This is a genomic window from Gymnodinialimonas sp. 202GB13-11 (assembly GCF_040932485.1).
GTDB classification, from domain to species: domain Bacteria; phylum Pseudomonadota; class Alphaproteobacteria; order Rhodobacterales; family Rhodobacteraceae; genus Gymnodinialimonas; species Gymnodinialimonas hymeniacidonis.
On sequence record NZ_JBFRBH010000001.1, the window covers coordinates 414,541 to 439,203 of the forward strand.

Consider the following 24,663-nt stretch of genomic DNA (forward strand, 5'->3'; position numbering starts at 1 on the left):
TGTGCAATTTACCTGCGCCAGATCCAACTTTGACCCGCAAACCACCCCTGTAATTTTGCCAAGGCCCGAAGGCTCGGTTTTTGTGGCACGCCTTCGCCGGAGGCCAAGCGATCCACCGCTACTTCGACCGGGCAGGGCATGCCTGTAACCGGGTCCAGATACCGCGGATAGGTGATGAGGGCGGCGTGTACCAGCGCGGCCAGGGAGGGCCGGGCGACACGCCGATCCGGCACATTGCCGAGGTCAGAGGTCAGCCCCCAGCCCGCATAGAAGGGCGCGCCAAGCGTCGTGACCGGGATACCCCGGATCAAGGCTTCAAACCCCATGGCGGAGGTCATGGTGATGACCCGATCCGCGATGCTCAAAAGCGCCTCGGCCCCGGTATTGTCTGCGATATGGTCGGCCAGCGCGCGTGCAGCCTCGGGCAATGCTCCGGGGCGTAATCCAGCCTCCACATCCGGGTGGGGCTTGTAGATCAGGTAGGCCTGCGGGTTCAGGCGGCGGGCGGTGCGCAAAAGCTCTTCATTGGTGTTCACGTCACCCGCACCGAGCCGGATTGAGGCATCATCTTCGACCTGTCCGGGCACGAGGATGACCTGCGCGCCCTCCGGGACATTGGGGGCCTCGGCCCCGTTGAGATTGTATTTCGTGACCCCTGCCCGTCGCAGCGACGCAATCAGACGTTCAGCACGGTCGAGCCGGGCCGCAGGCAGGTCAGCGGCCTCGGCAATCCGGTGCTCAAGCGCGCTTTCGCGGGTCGGGTCGTAGTAGATGCCGAGATGGTCTTTGACCAAGGACAGCGGCGGAACCAGCTCGGCTCCCAACCCGCGCGAGCGCAGAAATCCATCCTCGACCCGGTAAATCACGCTCTCCGTGGCGCGGCATTCATCCCTTAGGTCTTGGGTTTCGCGCCCGGCCCAGACCAGAACATTGCGCCGGTCCTGCGCGGCCTTGAAGGGATCGTCCTCGAAATCGACCTTCCCGTGTTGGCCGAAAAATTGGCGTAAATGCCCCTTCTTCCAACTGCGCATTCCGACGGCGACATAGCCTCTGCGATCCTGATGCCAGGCCTGAACCTGCGCCTCCAGCGCGCCGAGGACATCTTCGACCTCGCACAGGCGATCGCGGTAAGGGTCATACCAAGTGGGGTAGAGGATCAGCGCGGCGGCAACCAACTGGGCGCGGGTCAGCGTGCGCTGGCGGCGGGCAGGGACGGGGCGGCGATCATCGGTCAGGCCCCAGCCTGAGTAGAAGGGCACGCCGAAGACGACCGGTTTATGGCCGGCCAAAATGGCCTCAAACCCTGCGCCGGACGTAACGCAGTAGACCGCACGGGCCCCTTCAAACATGCGCCAGAGCGAAACGGGGCGATCATCCAGCACGACATTGGGTGGAAGTTTTTCGGGGTCGAAATGGCCCGGGCGATGCCCGTCGCGCGTTTCAGGATGGGTCTTGATGACGATCTGCGCGTCCGGGTGATCTTCCCGCGCCCAAGTGAGCGCCTCGGCAAAGCTATCGGGCGTGGCCTGCCCCAGTTCGATCGAGGCGTCGCCCCGTGTCTGGTCGATCAGCAGCACGTAGCCCGCCTTGTCGGGCGCGGGCAGGCTGACATCCACCGCGCTGTATTTCGACAGATCGCCCGCAATCATGCGTGCCACGACGTCGCGAGCCCGGTTCAAAAGGGCCGTGTCATCAAGGGGATGCGTTGCCAGCAAGGTTTCCAGATCAGACGGGCCTGATGCGTCGAAGTACATGCCCAGACGGTCGATCACCAACCCCAACGGAGGCTCGCCCGAGCGGCCGGGAAAGAGCGAGCGCAGGAAGGCATCCTCGACCCGCACAAGTGACGCGCCTGTCGCCTCAGCCACGGCCTCACCACGTGGGGCATAGGGCGAATGGCCCCAGACGATCACATCATCCTCGGCTGTGGGCTTGCCCAGTTTCAGGTCATGGCCCGCCAGCGTCAGGATACGGCGCACGCGCCGGTTGGTCAGGAATCCGGTATTGAAGTGGAACGCCCGGCGCGAAAGGGATCGCTCAGGCGTTTCCATTTGCGTCAGTTCGTGGTGCCGTTCACGGCGTCCGTCACACCGCCGACGGAGGTCAGCGTACCGGTCAGCGCCGAGATGGCGTTGTTGAACTGCGTGATCGGGGCGGAGGTGACGTAAACCGTGTCGCCATCGCGGATCACGAAATCGCGGGCTTCGAACATGCCGGTTGGTGCCGTCAGGTCCAGGACATAGATCATGCGCTGGGTGCCCGTCAGATCGTCACGGCCCAGAACCAGTTCGGCCAGCTCCTCCGGCTCATTGCGCAGAACGAACACGCCGGTCGGGTCTGCAAGCGACGGGTTCAGACCGCCGACAGAGGCAATCGCGTCGATGGCGGAGATGACCTGCGATTCAAACGGTACGATGGTCTGTGCGCCCGTAGCGCCTAGGGCAGTGAACTGGCGGCTGTCTTCCTCGACCAGGATCCGGTCGTCACCGCGGAGCGCGATGTCGACAGACGGATCGCGGAAAATGTCTTCGTACCAGACCGTGCCGGTATGCCCGCCGCGCACAAGTGTTACGCGGGCAATCTCGGTCGAGACGGTTGCGCCACCGGCGGCGGCCAACATGCCTGACAACGTGCGCGTTGGTTGTTCGATGGGGAAGATGCCGGTGGTTCCGACATCGCCCGTGACAACGACGGTGGAGCCATTGCCCGCCTCGCGCTGGACGATGACCTGCGGATCTGGCGTTTGCTCGTCGAGGTTACGGGTGATCACCTCGCGCAATTGCTCCGGCGTATTGCCAGCGGCGCGGATGCGGCCCGCATAGGGGATGAAGATGAAGCCGGAATTGTCCACCTGAAGGGTGGTCAATTGGCTGGCATTCTGACCTTCACCGGCCAGCAGGCCGTCCGAAACATTCTCAAAGATCGTCAGGGTGATCTGGTCGCCGGGGCGGATCACGTCGGTATTCGAGACACCGGCATTGGTGAGCGACGAGGGGAAGCCAAGCGCAGGCACAAGCGAGGTGGCGGCGGTCACGCGTTGGTTGACCTCGACCACGAATGCATCGCCTTCACGTTGGACGGAGCCTGCGAAGATCTGGTTGCGGGTGGGTCCTGCGGACGGAAGAACGCGGGAAAGAACATCACATGCGCCGACTGCCACAACACAGGTGACGAGCGCGCCGATGCGCGCGATCCGGGAAGCCGAAAGGGTCACGGGGATGGCTCCTTTAGCCTGAAACTGCCTCAGTATCTTGTTATCGCACGTGCTTTTTGCCGCGCTTTGCAGAGACATTAGCGAAAAGGAGGAATCCGGGAAAGCCCCTTGATCACTTCACAAGTGACAAGTGTTGCCTTGGTGCCGGTCTGCCCGCGTCGAGCGCATCATAGGGGTCTTCCGGGGACAGCATCATGTCGACGACCTGGCGCAGCAATTGGCGACGGCCCTTGGTGGAATAGTAGCTACCGGAGATCTGGGAGGTTTCCAGCAAATAATGGCGATACGCGCGGTAGGCGCGGCTGTCGGGCCGGGTGGGGTTCTGGAAGAATGCGCCCATTGGCTGATCCGAAACGAACTCTGGCTTGAGGTAGACGGCCTGGCCGAAGGCTTTGAGCGGAAGTCCGCGCCAGAGCGCCTGTTGGGCGGCGGTGGAATTCACAGTGACGGCAGAGCGCGCATCGTTGAGAAGGCGGGCCAGTTTGCCGCCACGCACATAATGGACGCGGTCGGCGACGCCGTGCTGCGCCGCGATCCGGCGGATGTCAGCGCGGATCGGCGTGCGGCCATCTTCCAGCGGGTGGGCCTTGAAGACGAGGTGGTGATGGGACGGTGCGCCATCGGCAAAGCCAGCGATCAGGACTTCGAGGAAGTCTGCCATCGTCTCGAACGGCCCATGGTCGCGGAAGCTGGCGTCATGGGCCAGTTGCAGAAGCGCCAGGTGATAAGGGAAGCCTCCGGTCTTGATGCGGTAAGTCGCCTGCACACGGTCGAGCCAGAGAAGCGGCATGAGAGCAAGGCGGCGCAGGTAGAGGCGGAATTCATCGCGCACGGTCAGCGCGCGGTGGGGGCGAAAGTTGGCATATGCGCGGTTCGCGAGCAGGACAAAGCCGTGATAGGCCGCGCCATAGAAAACATGCTGGCGCATGTCGCCCCACTTGGACGGCGTATCGGGCAGGTCCAGATCGAGGTTCTTGAGCGCCGTGCGCATCTGCTCAACGGACGTGTCCATCAGGCGGGAATGGCCATTGGCCCCGCCGCGTTCATACGTCACCCAATAGGGGCGCAGATAGCCTTCTTCAAAGACATGCACAGTGATGCCACGGGCTTTGGCGTGAGCGATGGCCTGGGCATGAATGGGCCGCGTGTCGCCGTAGAGGACAAGATCGGTGACGCCCTTTTCATCCATCAGCGCCGCCGCGCGGGCATCCCAGCTTTCCGCAATGTCCTGAAAGGAAATGTAGGTGTCTGTGTCGGGCCAGAAGGCCTGATCGCCCCGGTTGAAGCCCACGCGCCAGACGGAAGCCCCGGCGGCCGCCAGCATTTGGGCAAGCCTGTGGAAGAAGGGCCCGTGGGGGCCCTGCAGGAACAGGAACGTCCGATGCGCGTGACTGGGCGCCATGGGGGGACTCGATCTTCTCATTACCGGCAGATAGCCGCACTTCGTTAACAAGATCAAAAGGATTGGGCGGGGAAACGGCGCAACTTGGGCGCTGATGTGACGTCACTTGCGCTGGACCAAGCGCGCGCGGCGGGCGATAGAGGGGGCAAGCGAAGGAGAACCTGTATGTTTACCGGCATCATCACTGACCTTGGCACTGTCCGAACACTTGAGAACCGCGGTGATCTGAGGGCTCGGATTGGCACGGCTTATGACATGTCGACGGTCGATCTGGGGGCCTCGATTGCGTGCAACGGCGTGTGCCTGACAGTGGTGTCGATTGGCGAGGATTGGTTTGACGTCGACATTTCGGCTGAGAGCGTCTCGAAGACCAATATCGGTGATTGGGTGGAAGGCGGTCGCCTGAACCTGGAGCGGGCCTTGAAGGTAGGGGACGAGCTGGGCGGGCATCTGGTCTCGGGTCATGTGGATGGTGTGGCTGAGATTGTCCGGATGGAGAATGAGGGTGACTCGACGCGGTTCACGTTTGAAGCGCCGGAAGTTTTGGCGAAGTTCATCGCGCCGAAGGGATCGGTGGCGCTGGATGGCACGTCGTTGACGGTGAACGAGGTGGATGGGGCGACATTTGGCGTGAACATCATTCCGCACACCAAGGCCGTGACATCGTGGGGGACGGCGAAGGTCGGGGATCGGGTGAACCTGGAGATTGATACCTTGGCCCGCTACGTAGCGCGCTTGCAGGAGTGGCAGTGAAGGCCGGTGGGAAACGCTCGTGCCAGGGCACATCGCCCCTCCCACCGTCCCGTTGGATGCTTTACCGGCGGGAGTTCGTGGGTGAGGTGTGTTGGAGTTTGAGTATTTGAAACCAGTGGAAGCCAGGCCCGCGCGAATGCCGGTTGTGACGCAATCTGTTGAAGATTGGTCCGGGCAGCGCTGCGTGGATGTGCGCAGACATCAAGATGGGCTGTTTTCCTGGGCAGAATGCAGACGGGACCCGGAAGACAGTCATGGCTGGCGCTATCTGGGGCTTGGCGCGGAGGGCTTTGTATCGGAAGGTGCGGCGCTGGGTGATGCGAAGGCCAAGGTGGACTGGATGGAGGACGGGACATGATCGGACATAATGGCGGGCCGTCGATGGACGCAGGCGCTGGGTTTCGCCGGGTCGCTTGGACAAAGGCGCGCACCGCTTTGTTGCCTAGTCTGCCGTTGGAGGTGGTCCGTCTGCGGGTGAAGCGGGCGGAGCGTTTGGGTCTGCCCTACAAGACCTACGCCACGATCCGCGCGGTCTCGGGCCGCGACATCGTGGGCTTTCTGTTTTCTGACAATGCTTTGGGTATGGGACGTGGGCCGGCGGTGCCGCAAGTGGCGCAGGCACGATTGAATGCGCTGGAGGGGAAGGCGGTGCGTCTGGCTGCGGTTCATTTGCCCAAGGATCTAACGGCAGTGTTGGCGCAAGGCGGGTTCGAGACTGTGGGCCGCGCGCCCGGTCTGTCCGCCCCGTGGCGTGCCGCACGTGAGGCCCTGCGCGGCTTGGCGCGGGAGGCAGACGTCCCGCTCGACGGTCTGGTCGTGGTGGCCGCGACGGCGTTAGAGCGCGAATGGTCGGCCACGGCCGGTTTCGCGGGCACGATCCCGCATCATTTGATCCTGCCCGAGGCGGCGTGACGCTGCGCCTCTCTGGCCATTCCGGGGGCGTTGGATTATCTGCCCTCTGACGACGCGCGAGAGGATGCATTCATGAGCCAGACCTTCGAAGAACCGGGCCCTGTTGAGCGGGATTGGTCTGACGCGATTTCGTCGGTTGATGAGATCCTTGAGGATGCCGCCAATGGAAAGATGTTCATTCTTGTGGACCATGAAGACCGCGAGAATGAAGGCGATCTGGTGATCCCCGCGCAATGGGCGACGCCCGATGTGATCAACTTCATGGCGACCCATGGGCGGGGCCTGATCTGCCTGTCGATGACGAGCGATCGGATCGACCAGTTGGGCCTTGGCCTGATGAGCACCAACAATTCTTCACGCCACGAGACGGCGTTCACGACTTCGATCGAGGCGCGAGAGGGCGTGACGACAGGTATTTCCGCAGCGGATCGCGCGCGCACCGTGCAGGTGGCGATTGATGCCTCCAAGGGGGCCGCAGACATTGCAACGCCAGGCCATGTTTTCCCGCTGCGTGCGAAAGATGGCGGTGTCCTAGTTCGGGCAGGGCATACGGAAGCCGCCGTTGATATCTCGCGCCTCGCGGGCCTGACACCGGCGGGCGTGATCTGTGAGATCATGAATGAAGATGGCTCCATGGCGCGGTTGCCCGATCTGGTTGCCTTCGCACAGCGTCACAACCTTAAGATTGGAACGATCAGCGACCTGATTGCCTATCGCCGTCGCCACGACAACCTTGTGAATGTGCGCCAGGAAGAGGTGATTACGTCCGAGTTCGGCGGCGAGTGGACGATGCGGATTTACACCGATGAGACGCAGGGCGCCGAGCATATCGTTCTGATCAAGGGTGATATCTCGGGGGATGAGCCGGTTCTGGTGCGGATGCATGCGATGGACCCGCTGCTGGATGTGATCGGTGTTGGCCCCCGGGGTCGCGCGGACGAATTCAACGACGCAATGCAGCTGATTGCCGATGAGGGACGCGGCGTGCTGGTCTTGCTGCGCGACCTGACGATGAAGCTGGTCCTGGATGACGAGGTCTCTCCCCAGACGTTGCGACAATACGGGCTTGGCGCGCAGATCCTGTCGTCGCTGGGGCTGAGCGACATGATCCTTCTGACCAATTCGCCCCAACCCAAGGTGGTCGGTCTTGATGCCTATGGACTGCAGATCGTGGGAACGCGCAAAATTTCGGAGCTTGGATAATGGCCGGACATTCCGACAATGACCTTGGGCTGCCAGAGTTCGACCGGCCTGTGAAAGTGGGCATCGTGATTGCGCCCTACTATACAGCGATTTCCGAGGCGCAGATCGAGGCGGCAACGGCAGTTCTGGACCGCGCAGGCGTTGCCCATGAAGTGATTGAAGTGCCGGGATCGCTGGAGGTGCCGACGGCGATTTCGATTGTGCACCGGATGAGCAATTTCGATGGCTTCGTGGCCCTTGGCTGCGTGATCCGTGGGGCGACCTCGCATTACGATGTGGTGGTCAACGAAAGTTCCCGCGCGCTGACTATGCTGGGCCTGCAGGGCGTGTGTATCGGTAATGGGATCATCACCGTGGAGAACCGCGAACAGGCCGAGGAACGCGCCGATGGCGCGCGGCTGAATACGGCGGGCGGCGCGGCTGAGGCGGCATTGCATCTCATCGCGCTGACCCGGAAGTATGGCCAGCCCAAAGGCAATTTGGGCTTCAAACCCCGCGGCACCATTGAGATCGCAGAAGACGGATCGGCCAAGGCATGAGCGACGACAAACCCAAAGGCCCGAGCCGGGAAGAGAAGAAGCAGATGCGATCGGCCGCGCGGCTCTATGCGGTGCAGGCGCTGTTCCAGATGGAGCATTCGGATCAGACGCTGGATGCCGTGCGGGGCGAGTTCGAGACGCACCGCTTTGGCGCGACTTATGATGGCGAGGAAATGGCCGATGGCGATGTGGATCTGTTCCGCAAGACGCTTGAGGATGCCGTGGAACGGCAGGCCAAGATCGACCAGATGACGGATCGTGCGCTGGTGGCGAAATGGCCGATTGACCGGATCGACCCGACGCTGCGGGCGCTTTTCCGCGCCGCAGGGGCAGAACTGGTAGAGGGCAAAGCCCCGCCAAAGGTCGTGATCACAGAGTTCGTGGATGTTGCGCGAGCGTTTTTTCCTGAGGGGAAGGAAGCGAAGTTCGTGAACGCGGTGCTCGACCACATGGCACGTGAGGCCAAGCCGGAGGCGTTTTGACGTCACTCACTCGTGGCGTCTTCCTCACTGGGGTCGTAGACCATCCGGTACTCAACCAATTCTTCAGGCAGCAGCACGTAGATCGCTTCCGGCGGCGTGCTAAGGGCGTGCTGCATCACGCGGACGTCCACACCCATCGCGTCCAGATGCGCCATCACGTCGGCTTGGCCGCGCTGGATGTCCTCGACGGCCAGAAAGGCAGGCAGCGCGGTGCTTTCGCCGAAATAGTGTTGATGGACGCCAACCATGGCCTCGTCGGGGACAGTGCGCATCACGCCGCCCGCCAGAATGTAGGGGCAGGCGGACAGACAGATGTCGCCATCCTCCATCACCGTATTCAGATCCGCCTCGCGCAGCGCAGCGCCGATGATCAGCGCATCCGTAACCGACCCACCGGGCGAATGCAGGCGGATCGTGGTGACGTTTTCTGCGCCGGTGAGCCATTCGGTGAACCGGTCCGCATCACCGGGGGAGATGTCGCCGGTGACCAAAGCCGTCTCACCCTCGGCGCTGAACCGCAGGCGGCTGGGCATGTCGCCTGGGTCGGGGATGGGGGTTTGCCGATCAGGGCTTAGCCGCTCGCGCCCGGGAAGGTCGCCGGGGCGGAAGCGGCGGACCTGATCGCCGGGGGCCACCGGCGCGTCCAAAGCAGGGGCGTTTGGCCCGCTCAGAAGCTGGGGAATTGCACCGATCAGGTCTGAGCCTGCCAGCACCACCGCCATGCCGACCTGAAAGCCCAGGATCGCCAATATCGCGCGGCGAACGGTGAAGCCGCGCGGGGTGTCCGGCGTATCAGTCATTGGACCGCGCAGGCGGATTGGGCAGAGGGCTGATATTCTCGCCCTGAGCCTCGCGCGGTAGCACTGGAGCGCCGGCCTGTTCGACCTGCACCTGATCGGCGCGGTCGAGCGCCTCCATCTCACGCATGGCATGCAGGGCCGAGCGTAATTCGGCCAATGTGAGCGTGTCTTCGGCTGGCAAGTCCCCGCGGCCTGCGCGGATCGCGCCCTGTGTCACCATCAGGATAAGGACCAAAACAGCGGGCAGCAGGTCGATGGCGATGGCCCCGGCCCAGGACGGCACGAAGTTGCGGGCATAAAGGATCACCGCGTCAGCGCTGGAGATCGGCGTGTAGGTCACTTCCGGCGGGGCAGGGCGGGCCAGGACCTGCTCGGCGGCTTCCTCCAGCGATTCCGCGCGCAGGGCGAGCACTTGCAACACGCTGGTAATGGTCGAGGCCTGCGCGTCCTGTCCGGCAGCACCCGATGCGTCGAGTTCGGGCAAGACGACAGATGCGGAGAGATCCTCCGCCGCACGGTCCACCAATGGGGCGACCGAAAGCTGGCGCAGGGTTGTGACCAACCCGGCCAGACGCACTGCGTCTTCGGAAAACGCCACGGACCGTGCCTCAACCGCGCCCGGCTCTACGATCAGCGCGCGCATTCGGGACAGGATCACGTTGCCCTCGTCAAAGGCGCTTTCGATCAACTCCGTCTGCGCGGCGATCTGCGCTTCCAACGCGGCCAGTTCCTCCGCCTTCTGGCGCAACACACGGAAGACCGCGCCGCGACCGGCAAGGCCGGAAAGGTCTCCTGCGGCTTCTTGTTCCGACAAATCCTCGAACGATTGCCGGACGCGGGCCACGTCGCGTTGCAAGGCTTGGGCGCTGACCGCCGTGTCGTGGGCCTGTTCGAGCGCTTCCTGATAGTCCTGAACCGTGCGCGCGAGGTGTTGTTCCACCGCCGCTGCGCCCGCCAAGGCGGCTGCGTTCAGCCAAGATGACATCGCAATGATCGCAAAGGATCCCAGCACCATCGCACCCATCAGCTTCAGTTTCGCCGCCGCGGTGCGCATCGCGGGCAGAAGCCGCATCAGGTAGGACCAGAAGACAAAAATGCCGACGGAAACCGCTATCGAATAGGCCGCCGCCGCGAAGAAGGACAAAGCGCCTGTGTCATCGAGCAGGGAGGATACGCCAAGATACGTGTAGATGCCCGAAGCCGTTGCCAGCACCGCCAGTGCCGCACCTGAGAAACTGTCGAGCCAGCTGAGATGCCCTTGCAACTCGCGGGCATGGGCAAGCCCGTGAGGGTTTGTGTTGGGGCGATGGGAATCGGGCATGGTCGGGCTTTCTGAAGCTGCAATTCGCTCAATATAGCCGGAAGCGGCGAACACCCAAGCAGCCTGCACAAAAGCACCTTATCCTCTGCACAAATCTGCGTGACCTGGCCGATCCGCGCGAGTGCTCTCGACGTAGTGGGTGTGCCGCGCTACCCTTTGTACATCCCCAAAAGGTGCCCCATGCCCAAACACATCGCTTTCCTGCTGCGCCATGCCGCGATTGGTTCGCTCGTCGCGGCTGTTTTCGTGGCGATGCTGCTGTGGATGAACGTCGCAAACCTCTGGCATCTGGTCACACACACCAGCGAAGGGCCGTTGGCGGTGCTTGTGCTGTGGGTGCTTTGCGCGATCACATTCGGCTCGGTTCAGATGGGCATCCGCATCATGATGCTGGCCGACCAGGCCGAGGATTAGGTGACGGGGACCACCACAACCGTAGAGGCGTTCATTCCCGAGGACCTGTATATACAGGTGGGCGCCAGGTAACCGGACCACGGCCCGGCCAGAGCCAGCTCCCTCGGAATTGCTTAAGGCCACCGGAATATTGCCACAGGTACGAAGAAGGGCAGACCCGTCACAACGCGATGTAGGGGGGATGACCCGGCGGGGCAAGGGCAGCGGGCGCTTGAAAATGTTCCACTAATGTTCCAATCTGGCGAAATGGATACGGCACTTGATCCGCTCGCAAATGCAAAACCCGGCCAGCTTCTGGCGCGTGGCGTCTGCCGTCATCTGCGGGCCCATGATTTCGTGACGCTTGAAGAATTCACGCCAGAGCGCGGCAAACGGCTGGACGTGATGGCTCTTGGCCCGAAAGGGGAGCTTTGGGTGATCGAATGCAAATCCTCCCGCGTGGATTTCACTTCGGACGCTAAATGGGAGGGGTATCTGGAATGGGGAGACCGTTATTTCTGGGCGGTCGACGAGAATTTCCCCACGGAGCTTTTGCCCGATGACACCGGGCTGATCATTGCAGATGGGTACGACGCTGAAATCCTGCGGTTTGGTCCAGAGACCAAGCTTGCTGGCGCGCGGCGCAAAGCCGTGACGCAGAAATTCGCCCGCCACGCGGCGCTTCGGCTGCACCTTCTGCGCGATCCGGAACAAGTTCTTTAACCAAATATAACACGCGAGCGGCCCGGTTTATTCGGTGCGAAAATGAAGGCCATTCTGCGCATCCGCGCGCAACACAAACGCCTGAAAATTATAATAAAAACCCACACGCCAAGGTGATTTCCACGTGATGATCTTTCGCCGCTAGGACGGGGACGAGATCATTCGCAATTGGGAAACACACAATGAAACTCTCTCCGCTCGTTATCGCCGCGTTCATCGCTGTCGGCACAGGCGCATCGGCGCAATCCTTGCAAGACCGGTATGGCTTTGTGTTTGGCGGCGTCACGTTTGAAGGTCAGTCGGATTTCGACGGCGTCATTACACCGCCAGGCGGGTTGCAGTCAGTCGACACAGACTATGACAGCGGTTTTAACTTCGGCATTGGCGTGGGGGCGACGATAGCACCTTCCGTCCGTGCAGAAGTTGAACTCAGCTACACCCAATCCGACGCCGACCAGATTTTCTTCTCGGGCAATGGATCGGCGGCAGAGGTCAACGTAGACGGCGGCATTCGTGCCACAACGCTGTTCGCAAATGCGCTCTACGATTTTGATACGGGTGGGCCATTCACGCCCTATCTCGGCGCAGGCCTCGGCGCAGCATTTATCGAGCAGGACCTTGTGTACGGTCCGGGTGTCGCGGTGAACGAAGACGATACCGTCTTTGCAGCACAATTGATTGCCGGGGCGTCTTACGACCTCAGTGATGCGCTCGCCCTGACAGCAGACCTGCGCTACCGGCGGTTCTTTGACGTCGAGTCGAACCGGTTCAATCCGGCGGGCGTCAGCACCGGCATTGTCAGCGGCGACTACAACGATTTGTCTTTGAATGTGGGGCTGCGGTTTCGTTTCTGACCACTAGGCAAGGTGCGAGGCGGCGGGTTCGGATCAAGGTGTCCGGACCCGTCTGCAAATTAGCGTTTCTTGCCCGCTTTGCGCGCAGCAGCGGCCGCAGCGCGCAATTCATCGGCGATCTCTTCGGCTTCTTCCGGGTCGAAATCCATCGGAAGGTCGATGCCATCGCCGACAATGTAGATGCGCACCATGCCAAGCGTGGTCGGCCCGATCTGCAAGTCAGCCGCCATTTCGTTTTCGCTGTTGATGCCCATTGCGCGCGTCTCCAAGGTTGCGAAGACGGGGTAGCGCACCGCGCCGCCCGAGCGCAAGGGAGGGGCCATGGCAGAGATTGAGTTTCGCGACCTCGCCCCCGGTGACGCCGGGTGGCTGATTGAACAACACGCGATGCTTTATGCTGCGGATGAGGGCTTCGATGCCAGTTTTGAAGCGCTGGTGGCCCGCATTCTGGCCGATTTCATCGACCATCGCCGCGTGCCGGTCGAACGGGCGTGGATTGCATGGGACGGTAACACACGGCTTGGCTCGATCTTTTGTGTCCACGGACCCGATATAAACACCGCCAAACTAAGACTGTTCCTGCTTGTGCCCGAGGCTCGGGGCAGGGGGCTTGGCCGCCAAATGTTGACCCTATGCCTCAACCACGCCCGTTCCCACGGGTTCAAACGCCTGACTCTATGGACCCACGAAAGCCACCGTGCCGCCTGCGCGCTCTATGAAAAAGCGGGCTTCACCTGCAACTCGTCCAAGCCCGTCCGTTCGTTCGGAGTGGACCTTATCGAACAGGAATGGACTAAGGATTTGACCGCCTGACACCCCTTGCAATCGACAAACCTCGGCGCTATTCCCGCGCCAGTGCATGAGTATGCCGGCGTAGCTCAGTTGGTTAGAGCGCCTGATTGTGGATCAGGAGGTCCCCCGTTCGAGCCGGGGCGCTGGTACCATCCCCACCTTCATTCATTCAGATCGAGCGTGTCGACCAATTCGCGCGTGTCAGACGCGTAGACCCGGATCACGCCGTCATCGCCCACCAACACGGTGTAGCCGTTGATGACACTGTACCCGACCGTTTCCACATCTATCGGGAACTCGAACACGTCCGGGTGCACCAGCACTGGGCCTCGATTGTCGCTCAGGCGGACCAGCATAAGCAAGATCACCGCGCCGACCCCCAGCACCATCATGATCGTCAGTCCTGTCACCAATACCTTGAGGAACCGCAGCGACGGCGGTAGGGGAGGCTCTTGTTCTTCGACAGGCTCAGTCATGTCCGCATCCACGCGCATCGTTTCGGTTACAATCGGCCCCAACCCGGAGCCGCGCCTTGATAAGGCAGTCGCGCGCGCCGTGCCAGAGGGCGAGGCGATCAGCCGCTCACGCCTTGCGAAGTTGATCCCGGCCGGGGCTGTTGCCGTGAATGGCGCAGCGGTCATTGATCCCAAGGCCAAGGTGGCCGAAGGTGATGTGGTCGAGATCACAGTGGAAGAGGCGGCAGATGTTGACACGTTGCCTGAAGACATCCCGCTCGACATCCTGTTCGAAGATGATGACCTGATCGTCGTAAACAAGCCCGCAGGCATGGTCGTGCACCCCGCGCCCGGCTCCCCGTCCGGCACGTTGGTGAACGCGCTTCTGCATCATTTTGGCGGCGACCTGTCCGGTGTGGGCGGCGAAAAGCGCCCCGGCATCGTGCATCGGATCGATAAGGATACGTCGGGTATTCTGGTGGTGGCCAAGTCCGACCGCGCCCATCACGGGTTGGCCGCGCAATTCGCCGATCACTCGATGGAGCGGGAATATTTCGCCGTGTGTCACGGTGTGCCTGACGGGTCCGACCCGCGCCTGCGTGGCGTAAAAGGGGTGAGCTTCGAGGGCGCGGTGCTCAAGATCACCACGCAGCTTGCCCGCCACAAAACCGACCGCCAGCGCCAAGCGGTGCTGTTTTCCGGCGGTCGCCATGCCGTGACGCGGGTGCGTGTGTTGGAAGCCCATGGGCCCGTCGCGCTTGTGGCCTGCCGTCTGGAAACCGGTCGCACACACCAAATCCGCGTTCATATGGCCCATGCGGGCCACGCCCTTGTGGGTGACCAGACCTATGGCGGGCGGCGCAAAGTGTCCGAGAAAACGCCAGGTTCCGCTGCAATCAATGGCTTCCCCCGTCAGGCGCTCCACGCTGCCGTCTTGGGGTTCACCCACCCGGTCACGCAGAAGACACTGCGGTTCGAGGCGCCCATCCCGGCTGATTTCAGAGTCCTTTTGGCGGAAATCGCGCCGTCCTGAAGCTATCTGTGCGCATTTGCACGATATTGTGAGTGCATGAGGCTTGTTGTTCGCATGCGCAGTGCGCTATACCTCCCTTCCGATTTTTGAATTTAACCTCTTGTAAAGAAGTTAATCGTATTTACATGCACCCTAACCGGGCCAAAGCGCCCGTCCCGTGAACAGGGGGACCAGATATGGCCAACTATGCAAATCTACCCGCACCCACTCCGGAAGGTGGTCTGAACCGCTACCTGCAGGAGATCCGTAAGTTCCCGATGCTGGAGCCGGAAGAGGAATTCATGCTCGCCAAACGCTGGGTTGAGCAGGAAGATACCGACGCCGCCCACAAGATGGTCACGTCGCACCTGCGCCTCGCCGCGAAAATCGCGATGGGCTATCGAGGCTATGGCCTGCCGCAAGCCGAAGTGATTGCTGAGGCGAATGTGGGCCTTATGCAGGCGGTCAAGAAATTCGACCCGGACAAGGGCTTCCGTCTGGCCACTTACGCTATGTGGTGGATCCGCGCCGCGATCCAGGAATATGTCCTGCGCTCGTGGTCGCTGGTGAAGCTTGGCACAACGTCCGCGCAAAAGAAGTTGTTCTTCAACCTGCGCAAAGCCAAGGCCCGTATCGGTGCGCTAGAAGAAGGCGATCTGCGTCCTGAGAACGTGGAGCGTATCGCGAATGATCTTGGCGTGACCGAGACCGAAGTGATCTCTATGAACCGGCGTCTGTCGGGCGGTGATGCCTCGCTCAACGCGACAGTCGGGTCCGACGATGAAGGCTCCGCCCAGTGGCAGGATTGGCTGGAAGATGAGGATGCTGACCAGGCCACCGACTATGCAGAACGTGATGAGTATCAGGCCCGCATGGCCCTGATGGAAGAGGCGATGGAAGTCCTGAACGATCGTGAAAAGGACATCCTGACCCAGCGCCGCCTGCAGGAAAACCCGGTGACGCTGGAAGACCTGTCGGGCGTCTACGATGTCAGCCGCGAGCGTATCCGCCAGATCGAAGTGCGCGCCTTTGAGAAGCTGCAAAAGCGCATGCGTGAAATGGCGCGCGAGCAAGGCATGCTTGCCACCGCATAACTCTCGTCCTCCAAGACGAACCAGACGGCCCGTGCGACCTCCCCGCGCGAGCCGTTTTTCGTTTCACGGCTCGTTAACCAAGTTGCCGTAGGTCTGTGTGCACTGGCATTCGAGGGGTGGGGGATACCTGACCTTTCGCCAGTCTGCCGCCGCGCCCATACTGTCTGCACCCCTTCAAAGCCGAAAGGCATGCCAGCCATGACGATCCAAACGCTTCGCCCCCTGTCCCCCACGGCCCTTGTCCGCGCAACCGCCCCGCTCCTCGACGCGATGCACGAACAGGGCGTTTTGGTCTTTGCGTCTCGCCTGGCACATTACGCCCCGGCCTTGGCGTCTTCGGACATGCTGGTTCGCACTGTTTTCGCATCGCTGACCGCCGCAGCCCCCGCAGCTGACCGCCCGGACCTTTCCCGCGAAGTCCTTGTTGGCCTCGCCCTGCATCTGCGCGACGCCGGCATGGCCCCGCGCGGCTACATTGCGATCCACGCGGCCTTTCTCGACGCGGTCGCTGACCGGCTTGGCACCGATCCCGCGTTGACCAGCGCATGGGAAACAGCCACCGGCACGATGCTCGCCACCATGATGGCCGCCGCCCACGGACCGCGCAGCCACACGACCCCTCTGGCAGCCTAAGGCGCACCGCGCTACCAAGGCCCCATGACCAACCATCTGACATGGGGCATCCTTGGCACTGCCCGTTTCGCGCTTGGCACCATGGCCCCCGCCATCCACGCCGCCGCCCGCACCCGCCTGAAATCCATCGCCACACGCTCCCCTGACCGCGCCGCGCCGTTCGTTGAGCGCTTCCCTGGCCTTCAGGTCGAACCCAGCTATGACGCGATCCTCAACGATCCCGAGATCGACGCCGTCTACATCCCCCTGCCCAACGCGCTGCACACGGAATGGAGCATCAAGGCGGCGGAGGCTGGCAAACACGTCCTCTGCGAAAAGCCCATTGGCCTTTCGACCGACGACATCGACCTCCTGATTTCCACTCGCGACGCCACCGGAAAACTGATCGCTGAGGCCTGGATGCCTGCCCATCATCCGCAATGGGCCCGCACCCGCGACCTGATCGCTAACGGCGCTATCGGCACCCTGAAAACCGTTACGGGCAGTTTCTGCTTCGGCGGCCTCGACCCTTCAAACATCCGCCTCAGCCAGGACATGGGCGGCGGCGCGCTCTATGATATCGGTGTCTACCCCATCGGCGGCTTCCGCTTTGCCACTGGTCTCGAACCCACGCCGACCCATGTCGATTGGCTGCTGGAAAGCGGAGTTGATACAACCACATGGGTCGCCATGCGCGCCGGCGACGTCCGGTTCAGCTTCCACCTCTCGATGCGCACAACCAAACATCAGCACATGGCCTTCCACGGCGACAAAGGCACGCTGACCCTGCAAACACCCTTCAATGCGTATTATTGGGGTGAGGCGCAAATTCACCTGACCAAGCCGGAAAGTGAAACGCAGGTGATCCGCTTCCCGCAGGTCGATCAATACGTGGCCCAAGTCGAAAACGTCGCGGCCCACGCCCTCGATGGCACGCCCTTCGGCAACCCGCTCGAATTCACCCGCGGCACGCAGTCCGCCCTCGATGCGATCTTTGCCATGGGGCGCGCTGCGGGTTAAACTGTGCTCGAGCCACCCAGAGGAATGCGAGAATGTCCCGGAACGACGATGAAAGCCTCGACGGTCGCATGAACGGTGAGCAACCCTTGGCCGAGAAAGACAGCCTCATCCAGCGGCTGCTCTACATGATCATCATCGCCTTCATGCTAAGCTTCGCCAGCACAATTCTGACCGCCGTGACCGTGATCCAGTTCATCGTCATGCTGGCGTCCAAGGGCGAGCCAAACGAACGGCTGGCCGATTTCGGCACCGATCTGGGCATCTGGATCGCAAAGGCCGCGCGCTACCAAGTGGCCGCGTCCGAGGTGAAGCCCTGGCCGTGGACGGATCTGGACTAATAGACATCGACTGAGCGCTGACGCACATTAACTGCGCGCCCAAGCCGGTTGACGCAACGCGGCCCACTGCTCCTTCTAACGCACCAACACCAGCAAGCACGGAGCCAGCACCCATGTCCGACGCCCCAAAGATCGCGCAACTCGCCCCCTATGCCGTCGATGTCGAAGCCGGAAAAAACTACTTCTGGTGCTCCTGCGGGGAGTCGTCGAACCAGCCGTTCTGCGATGGCTCCCATAAGGGCAGCGATTTCACACCCGTTAAGTACACGGCGGAAAAGGACGGCAAAGCCTTCTTCTGCGGCTGCAAGGCCACGGGCAACCCACCGCTTTGCGACGGATCGCACAGCAAACTCTGAAAGCTGCGAGGAGAGCCGTCAGGCTCGAGGAGGGGCGGCTTAATTCAGCCGCGCCCTCAGTACCCGCATCAGGTTCCCGCCCATCACGGCGCGCACCTCATCTTCTGTGGCCCCGGCGCGCAGAAGCGCGTCGGTCAAAGCGGCCAATTCCGACGTGTCAAAGCCCACGGTGACTGAGCCGTCGTAGTCCGACCCCAGCGACACGTGATCGACGCCAAGCACGTCAATCGCCGCCATGATCACCCGCGCCACGCCTTCGGGGCTGTCATCGCAAGTCACATCGGCCCAATAGCCGATCCCGATGACGCCGCCGCCCTGATCCATGCCGTTCTGCACGATCTGACGCATCAGGTTGTCGGGGAAATTCCGGTGCGCGTCGCAGACCGACCGCAGGCCGGTATGGCTCACCACCAGCGGAATATCGGTCAACTCGACCACTTCCCGCGCCACCGCCTCCGACGAATGGGCAAGGTCCAGCACCATGCCACGCGCGACCACTTCGGCCACGACCTCGCGGCCAAAATCCGTCAGCCCGCCGTCGCCGACGCCATGGAGTGACGTGCCGACCTCGTTGTCAAAAAAGTGGTGCAACCCGATCAGGCGAAAGCCCGCCTCCTCCAACCGGTCGAGGTTCGCCATATCCCCTTCCAGCGCGTGCGCCCCTTCGATCCCCAGCATGCCGCCGACAACCGCCTCACCTGCCGCGCGATCCGCCAGCAAAGCCTCCAGCCCCGCTTCATCCGTGATTACACGCAACGCCCCGTCCGAGGCCTCGGCAAATCCATACAACCGCTCCGCCTGATAGAGCGCGCGTTCCACAAGGCTGGTCCACGTGCGCACTGGCCACATCTGCCCCATAGCCAGCAGCGTGATGCTGTCCGTCCCATCGCCTGTATTTTCATGGTAATTCTGCCCCGCTGGGCTTTTTGTGACCGCCGTGAACACCTGAAACGCCACATTGCCTTCCAGCAGGCGCGGCACGTCCACATGCCCCCGATCTCCGCGCTCAGTCAGGTCACGGTTCCACAACAGGCTGTCGGCATGCCAATCGCCGATAATCAATGTGTCATGTAATGCGCGTGCCTCATCCGAGACGGGGTAGGGGCCTTGCCAGTTGATCCCGTTGCGCTCGGCCTCAACATAGCCCGGCGCGAAGGTCAGGAAGGCTACCAAGGCCAAAACCACCAACAGCAATCCGCGCCCCAACCATTTCCCGAAAGTCCGCATTCTTGATCCCTCCCGCGTTTGCACCCACGTTACGGAGAGGCGCGATAGGCGCAAGCACGACGTTGCGGGAGTGAAGCCATGGCAGGCGGATGGGCAAAAGACGGCGCGGTCAGCGAACAGATCGAAGCCTCGATCTCCGATGAACTGGCCCGGATGCGTGCTCGCAAAGGCCCGCAAGGCGAAAGCCTGACCCATTGTGCCGATTGCGAAGAGACGATCCCCGAGGCGCGGCGCAAAGCTATCCCGGGTGTAAAGCTCTGCATTGAATGCGCGACTGATCGTGATGCGAGGCCAGAGGCACGCGGCGGCATCAATCGGCGCGGATCAAAAGACTCTCAGCTCAAATAGGCTCTGAAAGCCCGCAATAGCGGGCCACCCCCGCAATCACCATGCGCGTGGCCTGCTGCAACCGGCCGAAGTCGAGCACATCCGGAATATCCCGGCTCGTCCCATATCGCGGGTCGTCTACGCCCCCGTCATAGAGCCCCATCGCGGGGAAGCCCGTCGCCTCAAACGGCATGTAGTCACTGGCCCAGATGTCGGTGTGCGACGTGTTCAGCGTCGTATAGTCCGCCGCAACCTCCGCCATCATCTGCCCAAACGACGCCGAGGCCGCATCGTTGCCCGCCACGGCATTGCCCATGTCGTATTCCACAATCATCGGCATCGCCGGGTTCGGTGGCCGCCACCCCAACATGTCGAGGTTGATCATCATCTCGATGGGCCACCCTTCGGCCCGCGCGAATTCCGCAATCGCGGCGGAGCCATAGAACCCCTGTTCCTCGCCTGCGAAAGCCATCGCCACGACGCTCTTGTTCAGCCCCGCACCTGACAGGATGCGATAGGCCTCCAGCATCGCGGCCATGCCCGTCGCATTGTCGTTCGCGCCCGGCGCGTTGTTCATCGAATCCTCAGAGGCACTGTCATAATGCGCCCCGATCAGGATCACGCCCCGCGTGTCACTGGCGTCGCCCAGAATGAAATTGTGCCGCGTTTTGCCCGACGGCATCTGGAAGCCAAAGCGCGTTACGTCGCCCTGCAGCGCCATCACGTCGTGCACCCATTCTTCCACCACAGGAAACTGAGGATGGTCCGTGAAGCGGGTCGGAAAGGAGGTCAGCCCGTAGACCGTATTGACCAACACCTCTTGGGAGACCTGATCGACCAAAGCCGCAATCGGATCGCCCTGCGCCCACCCGGGCCGAGCGGCCAACGCAGCCGCCCCCGCCAAAACCATCCGCCGATCCATCATCGCAAAACCATCCTCAGCAAATCCTGCGGCCCCGCGCGGCCTTCCAGCCAATCCTCGCCTGTATCGACAAAACCACCCTTCAGGTAGCACGCAATGGCCACCTTGTTCACATGGTTCACGGTCAAATCCACACAAGGCCGGTCCGGATACTCCGCTGCCAAATGCGCCTTCATCGCCCGGACCGCCGCCGTCGCAATCCCGCGCCCCTGATGCGCGGCCCCGATCATGAACGCCCGCAGGCCCAATGCGCCCTCGGCACAAACGGGAATATCGTAGTGGTACGCCCGGTCGATCTTGAACAACCCAACCGGCGCGCCATCTGCGACGACCCCATGCAGATCAAACCGCGCGGGATCCTCCGCAAAGGCCTCCGCCGGCGTGCCGGAAAACACTTCCTGCTCCGGCAAAACCCGAACGCCAGAAAACCGCGCCTGATCCTCCGGCCCAAGCCGGGCCAGAGTAACCTTCAGGCTCACTCCATCGCTTCCAATTCGTCGATAAACCCTTCGATCATGCTCAGCCCTTTGTCCCAGAACGCTGGGTCGCTGGCATCCAGCCCGAACGGCGCGAGAAGCTCCTTATGGTGCTTCGATCCACCCGCCTTGAGCATGTCGAAATACTTCTCCTCAAAGCCCTCGGCCCCCTCGGCATAGACCGCGTAGAGGGCATTCACGAGGCCATCACCAAACGCATAGGCGTAGACGTAAAAGGGCGAGTGCACGAAATGCGGGATATAGGCCCAGAAGGTCTCATACCCGTCCATGAAGTTGAACACCGGGCCGAGGCTCTCGCCCTGCACCGACATCCACAGCGCGTTGATGTCATCGACCGTCAACTCACCCGCGCGCCGTGCGTCATGCAACTTGCATTCGAAATCGTAGAACGCGATCTGGCGCACGACCGTGTTGATCATGTCCTCGACCTTGCCCGCCAGCATCACCTTGCGCGCGGCATCATCCTTGGCCTCCGACAGCATCTTGCGGAAGGTCAGCATCTCGCCAAATACCGACGCCGTCTCAGCCAGGGTCAGCGGCGTAGACGACAGCATCTCACCCTGACCCGCCGCCAAGCGCTGGTGAACGCCATGACCTAATTCATGGGCCAATGTCATCACATCGCGTGGTTTGCCGAGGTAGTTCAGCATCACATACGGATGCACATCCACAACCGTCGGATGCGCAAATGCGCCGGGCGCTTTGCCCTCCTTCACGCCCGCATCAATCCAGCCATCAGTGAAGAACGGCCGCGCTAGTTCCTCCATCCGTGGGTCAAACGCGGCATAAGCCTCTGACACGACGCGCCGCGCCTCGTCCCAGCCGACCAGCCGGTCCTCTTCCATCGGCAAGGGCGCGTTGCGGTCCCAGACCTCCAGCGTCTCCAGCCCCATCCATTTGGCCTTCAGCTTGTAATAGCGGTGGCTCAGGCGCGGATAGGCGGCCACAACTGCATTGCGGAGCGCCTCGACCACCTCCGGTTCCACATGGTTTGACAGGTGCCGCCCCATCTGAGGTGAGGGCAGCCCGCGCCACCGGTCATGGATTTCCTTCTCCTTGGCCAGCGTGTTGTGCACCCGTGCAAACAAAGGAGCGGTCTCACCAAACTTCGCCGCAAGCGCCTTCGCGCCTGCTTCCCGCCGCTGTCGATCGCTGTCGGTCAACAGGTTCAGTGTCGCCTCGATCCCCATCGCTTCGCCATCCACATCAAAGGACAGCCCCGCAATCTGCTCATCAAACAGCTTGTTCCAGGCCGAGGCCCCCACAACCGACTTGTCGTGCAGGAACTTCTCCAACTCGTCCGACAGCTGGTAAGGCTTCATCGCCCGCATCCGGTCGAACACCGGCTTGTAGCGACCCAACTCGGCACTCTCCGCCATCATCGCGTCGTAATGCGCATCCTCGATCCGGTTGAATTCCAAGGAGAAAAACACCAGCGGCGTGGTAAACGCCGTGATCTTGTCCTGCATGTCCGACATGAACTTGGCACGCTCGCCGTCAGTGGTCTTCTGGTAATAGCGCAGGCCAGCAAACGACATGATCCGCCCCGCGATCACGTCAATCTTCTCATAGCGCAACGTACACTCAAGCAAGCCTGGAGCGTCCAGATCCGCCAGCTTGCCCTCATAGTCCTCCGCAAAGGATCGGCACGCCTCTTCCAACCAATCCAGATCCCGCTTCAACTCGGCGGCATCCTGCCCGGCATAGAGATCGCTCAGATCCCATTCCGGCAAATCCCCCAACGGCATCCCCCCGGCTTCGGTTGCAGCATCAAGAACGGGTGCAGGGAAAGTCAGGCGCATCGGAAATCCTCGAGTCATTTGGTGTGACCACAGATATGCGCCCGGGGCGCGCCACTCTCAACCCGCCCTGTCTTCCATGTGCCAAAAATATCCCGGGGGAGGGCGCCAACGGCGACCGGGGGCTGCGCCCCCATCGCGGGCCTTGGCCCCGCGCCACCCGCGATTTGGTTCAAGCCAAAGCGCAAACTCTCATTCGGCTCAAAGCTCGACGTCGCCGTTTTCACCCACTTCCGGCTCAAACGGAGGCGCGTCGGGAGAGCGGCGAATGATGATATCGCCATTGGGCAACCGTTCGGGCAGTTCGTAGGACGTCACATCATCCATCAACTCGCCCATACGGTTCAGGAACGGCAATACCTCTTCTTCGAAATAGGGCCGGGCCTCTTCCAGCATCGGCCGCATTTCCTCCATCAGACCTTCCAGGATCATCTGCGCGCCTTCGCCCAAAAGGCCCAGACCCTCGCTCAGATCGCTGTCGTCCTGCGCCGCCGCAGGCGTCGCTAACGCCAACGCCCCGGCGGTCAAACTCACTGCTATTGCGTGTTTCATACCCTCAAAGATGGGGGTCACAGGGCCTCAAGATCAAGGCTGACGGGGAAATGGTCAGAAGCGGTCAGGAGGGCATCGCGCACCTCTGGCTGGCCCCAACAGGCCGGATCATCAAACGGATGCCAGATATGCCAGCCCTTTGCGCGCGTCCGCAAATCGGGTGAGACCATCACGTAATCCAAAAGCGCCTGCAGATACCGCCCCTCATGGCGTAGGAAGAACCGCGCCGTCGTGGGCGCGGCGGAAATCCTCGACTGCAAGGCCTGTGCCGCATGGGGGTCGTACATCTGCTGCGAAGCCTCCGCCTCCCGACCCAGAACAATCTCAAGGCCCGAGCGCCCGAACAGCGCCTCGTATTCATCAAGCCCGGGACCGTCATTCAGATCACCGGCCACGATCAGCGCCTCGCCGCGCTTGAGATGTGCCTCCACGCGCCGCCGTAGCCAGATACACTGCGCCAACTGCTTGCGCCTGTTGGCAATCGCCAGCCGCATGACATCGGCCTCGTTGCGCGCGCCGTGGGGCGCTTTCGATTTCACATGCGCCCCGATCAGGCGCAGAGGGCCCACAGGCGTCTCCAGCGCCACTTCCAGCGGCGGCTTGGAGAACTGCACGACATCTTCGGACGCATCAATATCCAGATCGATCCGAAACTCGGTTTCGAACCCCGGCGCGCCGAGGTCCACCGGGTCATGCCGCGCGGTGATCACGTCCGGATCGTACAACAGCATCAACTCCTGCTGGGTGTCGTTGGCAAAGCCCATGCAAACCGCGCGCGCTCTTATGCCGGCTTCTTCCGCGAAATTGCGCAGCGCGGCAACGCCGTCGCGCCCCCGCGAGCAATCCGGCGCCTCCACCACTAAAACCGCGTCGGCGTCGAGCGCGCGAAACACCGTGATTAGCGCTTCCGTCTGCTTCGCCTTGGTCACATCCCGCCGACCCGACCAGCTATCGTCGCGGATCAACCCGCCCGCGCCATCGAACAGCGTGTGGAACCATTCCACGTTATAGGTTGCGATCCGCATGGCTGTCTCGCGCGCCTCTGTCTTCCACTGGTTTCAAGT

The 24,663-nt window shown here is 62.0% G+C and carries 30 protein-coding genes and 1 tRNA gene; 18 read left to right on the forward strand and 13 right to left on the reverse strand.

Translation table 11 applies throughout. The annotated features are described in order from the left end of the window. Positions 1 to 8: 8 nt before the first annotated feature. The 3 genes from V8J81_RS02105 to V8J81_RS02115 form a co-directional block, all read right to left on the reverse strand. Positions 9 to 2,051, reverse strand: a complete 2,043-nt coding sequence (locus V8J81_RS02105) for a capsule polysaccharide biogenesis protein (RefSeq protein WP_368474103.1) — start codon at positions 2,049 to 2,051, stop codon at positions 9 to 11. A gap of 5 nt (positions 2,052 to 2,056) precedes the next feature. Next, positions 2,057 to 3,214, reverse strand: coding sequence for a polysaccharide biosynthesis/export family protein (locus V8J81_RS02110; RefSeq protein WP_368474104.1), 1,158 nt, complete (start codon positions 3,212 to 3,214; stop codon positions 2,057 to 2,059). A 112-nt stretch (positions 3,215 to 3,326) separates the two neighbouring features. Then, on the reverse strand, positions 3,327 to 4,616 hold the full coding sequence (locus V8J81_RS02115; RefSeq protein ID WP_368474105.1) for a capsule polysaccharide biogenesis protein: 1,290 nt from the start codon (positions 4,614 to 4,616) through the stop codon (positions 3,327 to 3,329). A gap of 165 nt (positions 4,617 to 4,781) precedes the next feature. On the opposite strand from V8J81_RS02115, the gene V8J81_RS02120 reads away from it, so the two are divergent. From V8J81_RS02120 to nusB, 6 genes are all read left to right on the forward strand, one after another. Further along, a complete protein-coding gene (locus V8J81_RS02120; protein WP_368474106.1) occupies positions 4,782 to 5,369 on the forward strand; it encodes a riboflavin synthase in 588 nt (195 codons plus the stop codon). Between the two features lie 136 nt (positions 5,370 to 5,505). Further along, on the forward strand, positions 5,506 to 5,727 hold the full coding sequence (locus V8J81_RS02125) for a hypothetical protein (RefSeq protein ID WP_368474107.1): 222 nt from the start codon (positions 5,506 to 5,508) through the stop codon (positions 5,725 to 5,727). After that, a complete protein-coding gene (locus V8J81_RS02130; RefSeq protein ID WP_368474108.1) occupies positions 5,724 to 6,281 on the forward strand; it encodes a hypothetical protein in 558 nt (185 codons plus the stop codon). Before V8J81_RS02125 ends, V8J81_RS02130 begins: the two co-directional genes overlap by 4 nt. 72 nt (positions 6,282 to 6,353) lie before the next feature. Next, positions 6,354 to 7,484, forward strand: a complete 1,131-nt coding sequence (gene ribB, locus V8J81_RS02135) for a 3,4-dihydroxy-2-butanone-4-phosphate synthase (RefSeq protein ID WP_368474109.1) — start codon at positions 6,354 to 6,356, stop codon at positions 7,482 to 7,484. Beyond that, positions 7,484 to 8,023, forward strand: a complete 540-nt coding sequence (locus V8J81_RS02140; RefSeq protein WP_368474110.1) for a 6,7-dimethyl-8-ribityllumazine synthase — start codon at positions 7,484 to 7,486, stop codon at positions 8,021 to 8,023. The genes ribB and V8J81_RS02140 overlap by 1 nt, the downstream gene beginning before the upstream one ends. Beyond that, positions 8,020 to 8,505 (forward strand): transcription antitermination factor NusB, encoded by a 486-nt coding sequence (nusB, locus tag V8J81_RS02145; protein WP_368474111.1) that lies wholly within the window; start codon positions 8,020 to 8,022, stop codon positions 8,503 to 8,505. Before V8J81_RS02140 ends, nusB begins: the two co-directional genes overlap by 4 nt. Before the next feature lie 2 nt (positions 8,506 to 8,507). On the opposite strand, the gene V8J81_RS02150 is transcribed toward nusB, so the two are convergent. Beyond that, positions 8,508 to 9,305 carry a COG3904 family protein gene (locus tag V8J81_RS02150; protein ID WP_368474112.1) on the reverse strand — a complete coding sequence of 266 codons (798 nt, stop codon included), beginning with the start codon at positions 9,303 to 9,305 and terminating at the stop codon, positions 8,508 to 8,510. After that, positions 9,298 to 10,626: an AAA family ATPase gene (locus V8J81_RS02155; protein WP_368474113.1), complete on the reverse strand. Its 1,329-nt coding sequence runs from the start codon at positions 10,624 to 10,626 to the stop codon at positions 9,298 to 9,300. Before V8J81_RS02155 ends, V8J81_RS02150 begins: the two co-directional genes overlap by 8 nt. A 180-nt stretch (positions 10,627 to 10,806) precedes the next feature. Between V8J81_RS02155 and V8J81_RS02160 the strand changes: the two genes are divergently transcribed. From V8J81_RS02160 to V8J81_RS02170, 3 genes are all read left to right on the forward strand, one after another. Continuing rightward, positions 10,807 to 11,040 (forward strand): hypothetical protein, encoded by a 234-nt coding sequence (locus tag V8J81_RS02160; RefSeq protein WP_368474114.1) that lies wholly within the window; start codon positions 10,807 to 10,809, stop codon positions 11,038 to 11,040. Positions 11,041 to 11,286: 246 nt separating this feature from the next. Then, on the forward strand, positions 11,287 to 11,742 hold the full coding sequence (locus tag V8J81_RS02165) for an MmcB family DNA repair protein (RefSeq protein ID WP_368474115.1): 456 nt from the start codon (positions 11,287 to 11,289) through the stop codon (positions 11,740 to 11,742). A gap of 182 nt (positions 11,743 to 11,924) precedes the next feature. Then, on the forward strand, positions 11,925 to 12,596 hold the full coding sequence (locus V8J81_RS02170) for an outer membrane protein (protein WP_368474116.1): 672 nt from the start codon (positions 11,925 to 11,927) through the stop codon (positions 12,594 to 12,596). A gap of 59 nt (positions 12,597 to 12,655) precedes the next feature. Here V8J81_RS02170 and V8J81_RS02175 read toward each other — a convergent pair whose 3' ends face one another. After that, a complete protein-coding gene (locus tag V8J81_RS02175) occupies positions 12,656 to 12,850 on the reverse strand; it encodes a DUF6324 family protein (protein WP_368477578.1) in 195 nt (64 codons plus the stop codon). 67 nt (positions 12,851 to 12,917) lie between these two features. Here V8J81_RS02175 and V8J81_RS02180 point away from each other — a divergent pair, with 67 nt between their 5' ends. Next, a complete protein-coding gene (locus V8J81_RS02180; protein ID WP_368474117.1) occupies positions 12,918 to 13,409 on the forward strand; it encodes a GNAT family N-acetyltransferase in 492 nt (163 codons plus the stop codon). A 54-nt stretch (positions 13,410 to 13,463) separates the two neighbouring features. Further along, a tRNA-His gene (locus V8J81_RS02185) sits at positions 13,464 to 13,540 on the forward strand. A 9-nt stretch (positions 13,541 to 13,549) separates the two neighbouring features. On the opposite strand, the gene V8J81_RS02190 is transcribed toward V8J81_RS02185, so the two are convergent. Next, positions 13,550 to 13,864 (reverse strand): DUF6476 family protein, encoded by a 315-nt coding sequence (locus V8J81_RS02190; RefSeq protein ID WP_368474118.1) that lies wholly within the window; start codon positions 13,862 to 13,864, stop codon positions 13,550 to 13,552. Between V8J81_RS02190 and V8J81_RS02195 the strand changes: the two genes are divergently transcribed. The 6 genes from V8J81_RS02195 (at position 13,863) to V8J81_RS02220 (ending at position 18,275) form a co-directional block, all read left to right on the forward strand. Next, entirely contained in the window at positions 13,863 to 14,876 is a 1,014-nt protein-coding gene (locus V8J81_RS02195; RefSeq protein ID WP_368474119.1) for an RluA family pseudouridine synthase, read from the forward strand. The genes V8J81_RS02190 and V8J81_RS02195 overlap by 2 nt on opposite strands. A gap of 176 nt (positions 14,877 to 15,052) precedes the next feature. Further along, positions 15,053 to 15,949: an RNA polymerase sigma factor RpoH gene (gene rpoH, locus V8J81_RS02200; RefSeq protein ID WP_368474120.1), complete on the forward strand. Its 897-nt coding sequence runs from the start codon at positions 15,053 to 15,055 to the stop codon at positions 15,947 to 15,949. Between the two features lie 198 nt (positions 15,950 to 16,147). After that, positions 16,148 to 16,582 carry a hypothetical protein gene (locus V8J81_RS02205; RefSeq protein WP_368474121.1) on the forward strand — a complete coding sequence of 145 codons (435 nt, stop codon included), beginning with the start codon at positions 16,148 to 16,150 and terminating at the stop codon, positions 16,580 to 16,582. Between the two features lie 24 nt (positions 16,583 to 16,606). Then, the gene (locus V8J81_RS02210; RefSeq protein WP_368474122.1) at positions 16,607 to 17,581 is read left to right on the forward strand and encodes a Gfo/Idh/MocA family protein; all 975 of its coding nucleotides are present in this window, start codon (positions 16,607 to 16,609) and stop codon (positions 17,579 to 17,581) included. A gap of 32 nt (positions 17,582 to 17,613) precedes the next feature. Continuing rightward, the gene (locus V8J81_RS02215) at positions 17,614 to 17,919 is read left to right on the forward strand and encodes a DUF4389 domain-containing protein (RefSeq protein WP_368474123.1); all 306 of its coding nucleotides are present in this window, start codon (positions 17,614 to 17,616) and stop codon (positions 17,917 to 17,919) included. Between the two features lie 113 nt (positions 17,920 to 18,032). Next, the gene (locus tag V8J81_RS02220) at positions 18,033 to 18,275 is read left to right on the forward strand and encodes a CDGSH iron-sulfur domain-containing protein (RefSeq protein ID WP_368474124.1); all 243 of its coding nucleotides are present in this window, start codon (positions 18,033 to 18,035) and stop codon (positions 18,273 to 18,275) included. Positions 18,276 to 18,314: 39 nt separating this feature from the next. On the opposite strand, the gene V8J81_RS02225 is transcribed toward V8J81_RS02220, so the two are convergent. Beyond that, positions 18,315 to 19,502 carry a dipeptidase gene (locus V8J81_RS02225; RefSeq protein ID WP_368474125.1) on the reverse strand — a complete coding sequence of 396 codons (1,188 nt, stop codon included), beginning with the start codon at positions 19,500 to 19,502 and terminating at the stop codon, positions 18,315 to 18,317. 78 nt (positions 19,503 to 19,580) lie between these two features. Here V8J81_RS02225 and V8J81_RS02230 point away from each other — a divergent pair, with 78 nt between their 5' ends. Further along, positions 19,581 to 19,850: a DksA/TraR family C4-type zinc finger protein gene (locus V8J81_RS02230; RefSeq protein WP_368474126.1), complete on the forward strand. Its 270-nt coding sequence runs from the start codon at positions 19,581 to 19,583 to the stop codon at positions 19,848 to 19,850. On the opposite strand, the gene V8J81_RS02235 is transcribed toward V8J81_RS02230, so the two are convergent. From V8J81_RS02235 to V8J81_RS02255, 5 genes are all read right to left on the reverse strand, one after another. Continuing rightward, on the reverse strand, positions 19,843 to 20,754 hold the full coding sequence (locus V8J81_RS02235) for a M28 family metallopeptidase (protein WP_368474127.1): 912 nt from the start codon (positions 20,752 to 20,754) through the stop codon (positions 19,843 to 19,845). The two genes, V8J81_RS02230 and V8J81_RS02235, sit on opposite strands and share 8 nt — an antisense overlap. Further along, positions 20,751 to 21,230, reverse strand: coding sequence for a GNAT family N-acetyltransferase (locus tag V8J81_RS02240; protein ID WP_368474128.1), 480 nt, complete (start codon positions 21,228 to 21,230; stop codon positions 20,751 to 20,753). The genes V8J81_RS02235 and V8J81_RS02240 overlap by 4 nt, the downstream gene beginning before the upstream one ends. Continuing rightward, a complete protein-coding gene (locus V8J81_RS02245; protein WP_368477579.1) occupies positions 21,227 to 23,050 on the reverse strand; it encodes a M3 family oligoendopeptidase in 1,824 nt (607 codons plus the stop codon). Before V8J81_RS02245 ends, V8J81_RS02240 begins: the two co-directional genes overlap by 4 nt. 198 nt (positions 23,051 to 23,248) lie before the next feature. Continuing rightward, a complete protein-coding gene (locus V8J81_RS02250; protein WP_368474129.1) occupies positions 23,249 to 23,599 on the reverse strand; it encodes an AAA+ family ATPase in 351 nt (116 codons plus the stop codon). Positions 23,600 to 23,616: 17 nt separating this feature from the next. Beyond that, the gene (locus V8J81_RS02255; RefSeq protein WP_368474130.1) at positions 23,617 to 24,624 is read right to left on the reverse strand and encodes an endonuclease/exonuclease/phosphatase family protein; all 1,008 of its coding nucleotides are present in this window, start codon (positions 24,622 to 24,624) and stop codon (positions 23,617 to 23,619) included. Positions 24,625 to 24,663: the final 39 nt, after the last annotated feature.